This is a genomic window from Protofrankia symbiont of Coriaria myrtifolia (assembly GCF_900634755.1).
GTDB lineage: Bacteria > Actinomycetota > Actinomycetes > Frankiales > Frankiaceae > Protofrankia > Protofrankia coriariae.
Window position 1 is genome coordinate 11,585 of the sequence record NZ_CAAAFS010000124.1, and the last position, 8,582, is coordinate 20,166.

At 70.1% G+C, this 8,582-nt stretch carries 5 protein-coding genes and 2 pseudogenes; 4 read left to right on the forward strand and 3 right to left on the reverse strand.

All coding sequences use genetic code 11. The features are described 5' to 3' along the window. Positions 1-560 (forward strand): annotated as a pseudogene (locus tag CM1CMNOD_RS06800) (polysaccharide biosynthesis protein); the annotation flags it as partial. A 189-nt stretch (positions 561-749) separates the two neighbouring features. Continuing rightward, a complete protein-coding gene (locus CM1CMNOD_RS22890; protein WP_013872931.1) occupies positions 750-2,930 on the forward strand; it encodes a hypothetical protein in 2,181 nt (726 codons plus the stop codon). Here the strand turns inward: CM1CMNOD_RS22890 and CM1CMNOD_RS06810 are convergent. The 3 genes and pseudogenes from CM1CMNOD_RS06810 to CM1CMNOD_RS06820 all read right to left on the reverse strand — a co-directional run. Continuing rightward, positions 2,866-3,579: pseudogene (locus CM1CMNOD_RS06810) on the reverse strand (ABC transporter permease subunit); the annotation flags it as partial. The gene CM1CMNOD_RS22890 and the pseudogene CM1CMNOD_RS06810 sit on opposite strands and share 65 nt — an antisense overlap. Then, positions 3,576-4,694 (reverse strand): ATP-binding cassette domain-containing protein, encoded by a 1,119-nt coding sequence (locus CM1CMNOD_RS06815; RefSeq protein ID WP_013872933.1) that lies wholly within the window; start codon positions 4,692-4,694, stop codon positions 3,576-3,578. The pseudogene CM1CMNOD_RS06810 and the gene CM1CMNOD_RS06815, both read right to left, overlap by 4 nt. A gap of 588 nt (positions 4,695-5,282) precedes the next feature. Beyond that, positions 5,283-6,062 (reverse strand): chorismate--pyruvate lyase family protein, encoded by a 780-nt coding sequence (locus tag CM1CMNOD_RS06820; RefSeq protein ID WP_013872934.1) that lies wholly within the window; start codon positions 6,060-6,062, stop codon positions 5,283-5,285. 259 nt (positions 6,063-6,321) lie between these two features. Here CM1CMNOD_RS06820 and CM1CMNOD_RS06825 point away from each other — a divergent pair, with 259 nt between their 5' ends. Together CM1CMNOD_RS06825 and CM1CMNOD_RS06830 are read left to right on the forward strand one after the other, a co-directional pair. Beyond that, positions 6,322-7,299, forward strand: a complete 978-nt coding sequence (locus CM1CMNOD_RS06825) for an ABC transporter ATP-binding protein (RefSeq protein WP_013872935.1) — start codon at positions 6,322-6,324, stop codon at positions 7,297-7,299. A gap of 5 nt (positions 7,300-7,304) precedes the next feature. Beyond that, positions 7,305-8,582, forward strand: a 1,278-nt coding sequence (locus tag CM1CMNOD_RS06830) for a hypothetical protein (protein ID WP_131773904.1), incomplete at its 3' end; no start/stop codon positions are given.

Here is an 8,582-nt window from a genome sequence, read left to right on the forward strand (position 1 = left end):
TCGGCTGGGTGGTCGCCCCCGGGCTGCTGCTGGTGGCGGTCGGCGCGGTGGCCGCCCGGTTCCTGCTGTCGGAGGTCTTCGGCCCGAAGCTGACCGCGGGCGCGCCCGCGCTGTGGGTGCTGGCGCTTGCCATGACCTGCCTGGCCGTGACGCTGCTGTTCACCAACTACCTGCTGGGCGCGGGCCGCCGCGGCGTGGTGGGTGTGCTCGCGGCCGGAACCATGCTCACGGGCGGTGGTCTGATCATGGCCGGCGGGGATCTGGTCGCCACCGCGGCGATGGCGCTCGTCTGCCAGGCCGTGACCGCCCTGCTGGCCGGCCTCATGGTGGTGCGGGCGCACTCGCCCGTCGTGCTGGCGACGGCCGCGGGCACACCGCCGGGGCAGGCGGCCGAGCCGTGGGCGCGGGCACGGCTGGGCAGGCGACCCGGCGGGTGGGAACAGGCTGTCGGCCGGCGGTCGGGCAGATGGCCCCGCCGTGGCCCCGCCGATCTGGTGGGAGGGCGTGACAGGGGGCCCGTCCGCGAGCCGGAGGCCCTCATCCTCAGCCGCGCCGAGTAGCTGCTAGTGATTATTCAATGACTGATATGTGATCGCTGGACGCGCCGCCGGACGGGGAGCCGGTGCCGTCAGACCTGCCGAAATGGTTTCAGACCGCACTGAAACGGTCCCAAACCGAAAGGTAGGTCACCCGACCGGTTTTCCGATCCTGACGAACCGGGGCCATGTGGTCATCGGACACTGGGAGGCATGGGTCGGGATTCCACAGCGGGGGGGCACACGCCGACACCCGGTGACGTATCCCCCCGCGCCGGCGACCGGCCTGACCAGCCGGCGAGCCGGGGCGAACCGACGGTCTCGCCCCGGGAGTGGATCCCGCTCCGCTCCCGGCGTCGTCCGGCTAGCCCGGTCAGCCCAGCCAATCCGGTCAGCCCGGTCAATCCGGTCGACTCAGCCGATCCGGTGGAGTACGGACCGTCCGTCCCGGTGGCCGTTCCCCCCGCTGCTTCCGCGCCGGCGTCCGCGACCCCCGCGCCGGTCACCGCCCCCCCTGTCCTCGCGGCATCCCACGGCGTCCACGCGACCCGACAGGAGCAGCAGGAGCAGCAGGAATGCGGGGAGTGCCAGGAACGCGCGGATACGTGCGCATGCCCGGAACAGTCGCGGGCGTGGCGGCGGGGCGTGACCCGTCGCTGGATGGTGGCCGGCGCGACCACGGCTGGGCTGGGCGCGCTCGCCGGCACGGCCAGGCTGCTGTTCGGCACGGAGCGTATTTACGATCATGGCGATACCGCCGACATGGGCGCGCTCGCGCTGTTCGGCGCGCCCGGCAGCTTCGGTGACCTCGACAGCTTCCACGACGACGCCGAGGGCGCCCGGATCGTCACGGTGGACGTGCCCGGCTGGGGTTTCGGCCCTGGCCAGGCCGCCTACATGTCGACCGTCACCTCCGACGGGACCGTTTTCACCGCGACCACGCCGTTCTCGGACAACCAGGCCCAGCCCACCGGGACGGGGATGGAGATCGCGGTGTTCGAGCCCGGCCCGATGCGTTTCACCCGGCTGGTCGTGCCGTCGACCACCGGGCGGACACATCTGCCCCGGGCCGACGCGGGGTTCCGCGGCGTCGGCGGCGCCGATGTCGCCGACGTGATCGTGACCGGTTCGGGCCCGGACGAGCGGGTGATGTTCGTCTCGGCCGTGTCGTACTTCGGCTGGGACACGGCGGTGTACGGGGAACTGCCGGCGCTCGGGCAGATCCGTCGTCCCGCTCCCGGCCAGCCCTGGAGTTACGATCCGACGCGGTCGTGGACGACCGACCAGCTCGCGGCGACCGCGCTGCCGGGGGTGGCCGCGAGTGCCTTTCCGCACGAAGGCCGCGGGGAGCAGCGGTGGTCGCGCGGCCCGGCCGCGATCGCCCGGTTGCCGGCCAGCGGCCACCTGGTGATCGCACAGTACTTCGGGTCCTCGACCCTGGGCACCGACCAGGGGGCGCTGCTGGTCGTGGACACCGCGGGCCGGGTACGCGCGTCCTGGCAGTACCCGGAGGTCCAGGTCTTCGGCGTACCGGTGGTGGTCAACCCCCGGGAGGTCGTCACCGACCCCACGTCCACGGCCGGCGACGAGCGTTTCGTGCTGATCAGTGACTGCCGGACCGCCGACCACCAGGTGGTCTCCTTCCCGATCCAGGAGTTCTCCTACTCGGCGGGCGGCGCGGGACAGGGGAGCGGGACGATCACTCCCTGTAGCGCCGCGGTACGGGCCGCTGTGGACGGCTCCCGTATGGAGACCGCGTGCTTCGACGACAACGGCACCCTGTACGTCGCCCGCACCCGCCCGGACGGGCTGCGCGCGGCGACGCTCGCGGTCTATCCGAAGATCGACGGTGACCGTGGCCTGGTCACCCGCGCCCCGGCGACCGACGGCTGGCCGTGGCGCGGCTGGGGGGTGGCGAACCCACCGGAGTATTTCGTGGCGGGCACCGATTCGGGCGGCCTGGTCCGCAGCATCGTGTTCGACCCGGCCAGCGGGGCGGTCGTGCTGGCCGGCCTCGACGGCACGTTGCGGGCCGTCCGCCCGTCCGGGCGGGGCAGGCGGATGACGTTCACGGTCGGTCAGCCGATCGACATCGGGCTGGGCCGTCTGCGCGGGCCGTCCAACCGCTATGTCGGCCTGCGGCGCGGTGCCGTCGACGCGCGACGCCGGGTGATGTGGCTGCCGGTCAACCAGTTGGTCCTGGACGCCATCGCGTGGCCGTACCCGCCGTTCAAACTCGACCAGTGGCTGATGCGGGTCAGGACGTCACGTCGCGGCGCGCGAACAGCACCAGGGCGGCCGCGACCGCGGCGGCGCAGAAGACCAGAATGCGCAGGCCGGCTGCTTCGTAGGCGATCCGGTATCCCTGTGCACCCGAGGCCAGGGTGTCCATGAGCCGGGCGGGCAGCCAACTCTCGGCCGGGCTGAAGATCCGTGACACCAGCATCTCCAGCGGCAGCGCGTAGGCGACCGCGACCGACACCGCGGCGGCGGGGGAGCGGAAGACGACCCCTGCGAGCAGCCCCAGGGTCGCGTATCCCAGGGACGAGGCCAGCACGTTCAGGTAGCCCTTACCGATCTCCGTCAGGCCGGCGAGGCTGTGCCAGGCAGCGGTGTCCACCCCCCGGATCGGAGCTATGGCGAACGACGCGGCCGCGGCCACAACGGTGGCCGCGGCGATCATCGTCATTATGAACGTCACCAGGGCCAGGCACTTGCCCGTCAGCAGACGGAGCCGATGCGGCTGGGCCATGAGCTGGTTACGCAGGGTTCCCTGGGTGTAGTCGGCGCCGATGACAGCGGCGGTGACGGCGAGCCCGACCACGCCGAGCAGGATGCTGACGGCTTCCAGCCCCTGCATGACCCCGTCCGGACGGGACATGGCGGTCGCGGTGACGGGCACCCCGTCGTAGTCGCGACGTCCGATCGAGAGCATGGTCAGTATCGCGCCGAGCGCGGCCACCGAGACGACGGCCGCCAACGTGCCGAAGAAGAAACGCGAGCGGCCGAGCTTGATCCATTCGGCCCGCAGTGCCGCGGTCATGAGTTCCCTCCAGCGGCGGTCGATGCGGTGGCCCTGGCGGTGAGCAGGTCAGCCGGGGCGTCCGGAGATTTCGTCGGGACGTCCGGAGAGCTGCGACTGCGGGGGATCAGGTCCCCGTCGACTCCCCCCGTCGCGACCAGGAACGTCTCCTCCAGAGTGGGCCGGCACGCGCGCAGCGCCCGCAGCGCGATACCGGCGCTCATGGCGATCCTGTTCAGGTTCGCCGCCGAGCCCTCCGGGGCGTGCACGCTGACCGAGCCGTCCGGCGAGCGCTCGGGTGGATCGACCCGTAGACCGTGGTCACCCAGCAGGGCGGCCAGCCGTGCCGCGTCACAGGGGTACTCGGGAGTCAGGACGAGCCGTGGGTCCTCGGCGGCGAGCAGTTCGGTCACATGGCCCTGGAACAGCAGCCGCCCGTCTCTGATCATCACCAGGTGGTCGCAGATCTGTTCGACCTCCGACAGCAGGTGGCTGGACACGAAGACTGTCATGCGTCCTCCGGCCAGGTCCTTGAGCAGGCAGCGGATCTCGCGGATGCCCGCCGGGTCGAGCCCGTTGGTCGGTTCGTCGAGCACCAGCAGATCGGGACGCGGCAACAGGGCCGCGGCGATCCCCAGCCGCTGTTTCATGCCGAGGGAGTAGGAGGCGAACCGGTCGTCGGCCCGGCTGGCGAGGCCGACCATGGACAGCGTCTCGGCAACGCGCTCCGGGCCCAGCCTGCGCAGCCGCGCCAGCATGCGCAGGTTGGCCCGCCCGGTCAGGCCAGGGTGGAAAGTCGGACCTTCGATCATGGCTCCGACCCTGGACAGATACTCGGCGGGCCGCTCGATCGGATGCCCGAGCACGAAACCGTGTCCCGCGCTGGGCTTGATCAGCCCGAGGAGCATCCGCAGGGTGGTTGTCTTGCCGGCACCGTTCGGCCCGACGAATCCGGACAGCGCTCCCATTGGGACGTGGATGTCGATCCTGTCCACCGAGCGCCGGGTGCCGTAGCACCGGGTGAGCCCTTGGCTCCAGATGGCGGCGTCAGCCGGGGGGCGGGGCAGATCGGTGCGGGCCTGGCGTCGTGATCCCCGTCGTGTCCGCGGCGGTCTCGCCGGAGTCTCCGCCGTCATTACGTGGTTGCCTCCTCAGGTCCTTGGCGTCCGGCCCGGGTGGGGGCGGCTGCCTGGCCGGGCTGGCGTTGATGGAGATTGATGGAACAGAGCGTAACGGATGGAAACGAGTTGTGCTTAACGACGATCGCTCGTTTCTTACGGTAGCAAAAAATGTGATCGATATCACTTATCGTAACTAGCGACAGGTAGGGGAGGCCTCTGTCGTAGCGGTGCCGCTACGGTCCCGTGCTTCTGTGTTCCCGGGTTACCGGTCGGTCACGCCAGTCGGTGCGCCGGCGTCCCCGGCGGTCCGGCCACTGGTGTCCGGCCGGTTCGCCGAGAACCGGTCCGGCTGTGGAGATCCCGCGCGCATGGACCGCGAGCGGACCGCGAATGGGCCTGGGCGGGCTGTGAGTGAGCCACGAGTGGGCCTGGGCAGGCCGGGAGAGGACCCGTGAGCGGGCATCCCGTGAGCAGGCATGACGACGCAGCCGCTTCAGGTGACGATATGGAGTGACCGGGCGGCCGCGCGTCGCGGCATGGCTGGTGCCGCGGTGTCGGCGCGACCGGTGTCGGCGCGACCGGTGCCGGCGTAGGCCGGCGTAGTCAGCTCGGGTCGTGGCCGAACAGGTGGGGGGAGAACCACTCGGTGATCAGCGTCAGGGGGCGACCGGTCCGCATGTCGAGCATCCGGTAGGTCCGGGCCGGCACCCGGGACTGCGCACTGAGAGCAGACCCGAGGTGGGTGGCGAAGTCGCCGGCCGGCAGTCGTCCCCATGACCGCAGCTCACGGACGACCGGCAGGGCGGCCCGCATGAGCAGCCTGCCGATGGGCTCCTCGGTGTCCAGCGCGCGCACGACGTCGGCCGGCAGCCTGTCGGTGATGGCGAGCAGGGACGCCGCCCCGTGGACGACACCGTTGTCGCTGGTGAGAAGCACCTCGCGGACCAGGAGCTCGTCTCCGGGGCTGCCGTCGAGATCGCGCAACCCGATGTCGGCGTAGGTGTCACGATGGGTGCGGATGGCGAGTTCGTGGAACCGGGGGCCGCTGTCCACTCCCCGGATGTCCGCCGCGTAGCCGCGCTGGCTCGGCGTCGTCAGCGGAAAGCGCTGCTGACGACGTATACGGACAGTGATGCGACGGCCGGTGAGAATTTCCAGTGACGTGGTGGTCAGCCCGTCACCGCGCAACACCAGCTGCTCAAGGGGGCTGGTCTCCAGAGCGCCCGCTGCGGTGGCGTCGGCGGTGGAGAACTCGGCGGTGGAGAGCTCCGTGACCGGGGCCGGCGTTGATCCGACGCGCGCGGCCGGCCACTCGCCAACAATGATCTTATTGGCGGTGGCCTCGCTATATTTCGATATTCGACCTTCATAGGAAGAAAGCACATAAAAAACGGTATCATGTACCTATATTGCCAGTCGTGTCGACGCTGGTCGACATCGCTGGTGACGACCGGCCGTAGCAGGTGGAAGCCGGTCGGGCGCCCGGCACTATCGGGCAACCGACGCCATCGTCCCGGCCACCGGTGTCGGCCGGAGGACAACGGGTATCCCGGGTGGCCGCGCCTGGGGTTTCCTCAGGCAGGAGTCGGCCGGTGGTTATGGTCGGTATCCGGCAGTTTGCACGCGGTCCGGACGGAGACAGATGATCGAAGTTGATCGGCTGACCAAGCGCTACGGCTCGACCGTCGCGGTGGACGACCTTTCGTTCCAGGTTCTTCCCGGCCGAGTCACCGGATTCCTCGGACCGAACGGAGCGGGAAAGTCGACAACGATGCGCGCCGTCGTCGGCCTGGACCTGCCGACCATGGGCGAGGTCCGGGTCAACGGCAGGTCGTACGCGTCGATCCGGCGACCGTTGTGCGAGGCTGGAGCGCTGTTGGACGCGCGTGCCGTGCACGGTGGACGCAGCGCGTCCAGCCACCTGCTGTGTATCGCGCGCAGCAACGGCATCGGCCCGTCCCGGGTCAGCACCGTGCTGGAAATGGTAGGCCTCGCCACAGTCGCCCGCCGGCGGATCCGCACATTCTCGCTCGGGATGTTACAGCGCCTGGGTGTGGCGACCGCGTTGCTCGGCAATCCAGGTGTGCTTCTTTTCGACGAACCTGTGAACGGCCTGGATCCAGAAGGTATCCGGTGGATCCGCGCGTTGATGAAGCAGCTGGCCGCCGAAGGACGGACGGTGCTGGTCTCCAGTCATCTGATGAGCGAGATGGCTTTGACCGCCGACCATCTCGTCGTGATCGGACGGGGTCGGCTCGTCACGGACGCGAGCGTCACGGACCTGCTTTCCCGCAGTTCGCGCAACCGGGTCCGGGTGCGCTCGCCGCAGGCCGGGCAGCTGTCGGCACTGTTGACCCAGGACCGGGCGGACGTGCGTGTGCAGCCCGGGCCGGACGGGGCCCTGGAGGTGCTGGGGATGGACGCACCCGCGGTGGGTGAACTGGCTGCCGCCCACGGTGTCGTCCTGCACGAACTGTCGACCCAGCAGGCTTCCCTGGAAGAGGCCTTCATGGATCTGACCCGGGACTCGATCGACTACCGGACCGGGCTGGACCCGCTCCAGGCCATTTCTCCCAACGCATCCCCCGGCACACCCACAACCGTCGGATCGAGGCCCTGACAGCCATGCCCCCGGACGCCACACCCCGCGACCTCGCAGGCCCGCCCACCAGCCTCGTCGACGGCATACCGCCGGGGCTGCCCGCCGACCAGCCCGGCCGCGCCGTCCCGCCCCGGCCGTCCGCGGCGACGGGCCGGCGTGACACGTTCGGGAACGCCCTGCGCTGCGAGTGGACGAAACTGTGGACCGTCCGGTCGACGTACTGGACCCTGTTCGCCGCCTTCGTCATCACCGTCGGCCTGGCCGCGATCGCGTGCGGGGCAACCGCCAACCAGGGCGGGGACGTCGGCGGGGAGCCGGCCGCGCTCAGCCTCAGCGGGATCTTCATGGCCCAGATCGCGCTGGGCGTGCTCGGCGTTCTCGTGATCAGCTCAGAGTACGGCAGCGGAATGATCCGGACGACCTTCGCGGCCGTCCCCAACCGGCTGGTCGTGCTCGCGGCGAAGGCCGTGGTCTTCGCGGGGGTGGTGGTGGTCGGCGCGTTCGTCGCCTGCCTGGTCGCCTTCGTGCTCGGGCAACAGCTGCTGCGGTCGACCGGCCAGCAGGCATCCTTCGGTGATCCGGAAATCGTCCGGATCGTCCTCGGCGCCACGGCCTACCTCACGCTGATCGGGCTGATCGGGCTTGGGCTCGCGGCGGTCATCCGCCATACCGCGGGCGCGCTGAGCGTCCTGTTCGGCGTCATGGTGGTGCTGCAGATCGCCGTCCAGTTCCTGCCGGGAGAGCTGCAGGAGGACGTCCTGCCCTACCTGCCGGCGACGATGGCGGTCTCGGTCGTCACCGTGAACCCACCGGCCATGAGCCTGTCCGCCGAGGGAAGCATCGCGCTGCTCGGCGTCTACACGGCGCTCGTGCTGCTCGGTGGGGCGTGGTCGATGGTCGCGGGACGCCTGACCGGCTCGGATCGGCTCGTGACCGCGCCGCGGTCGCTGTCCTGGCACCTCCACGGCGCTGCCCTCGTGCCGCCTGCCGCCTGGCTGTCCCGCCTGCCGCTGCGCTGCTCCGCCCGTTCGTCTGCCCGTTCGTCTGCCCGCTCACGGCCGTATGGCCTTTTGCGCTGCTGCCTTTTGTTCTTTTTGTTCCACTTGCTCCGCTGTCGTGTTGTCCATATTTCATGCCTTTTTATAACTTTTAATATCTTTGTTGCCCTGTCGCGTCCAGTCGGACCTGTCTGGCCGGTGGGAGCGGAGCTGAGGCAGGTGGTCGCAACGATCGGCGGTCGGGTGCTGGTCGGTCCGGGTGAGACAGCCTCGTGCGGGCCACATCCGCTGTCGGTACCGGGT

Excerpts from the sequence above, each read along its gene's own strand:
- CM1CMNOD_RS22890 (WP_013872931.1), top strand. The coding sequence starts at position 750 with ATGGGTCGGGATTCCACAGCGGGGGGGCACACGCCGACACCCGGTGAC.
- CM1CMNOD_RS06825 (WP_013872935.1), top strand. The coding sequence starts at position 6,322 with ATGATCGAAGTTGATCGGCTGACCAAGCGCTACGGCTCGACCGTCGCG.
- CM1CMNOD_RS06815 (WP_013872933.1), bottom strand. The coding sequence starts at position 4,694 with ATGACGGCGGAGACTCCGGCGAGACCGCCGCGGACACGACGGGGATCA.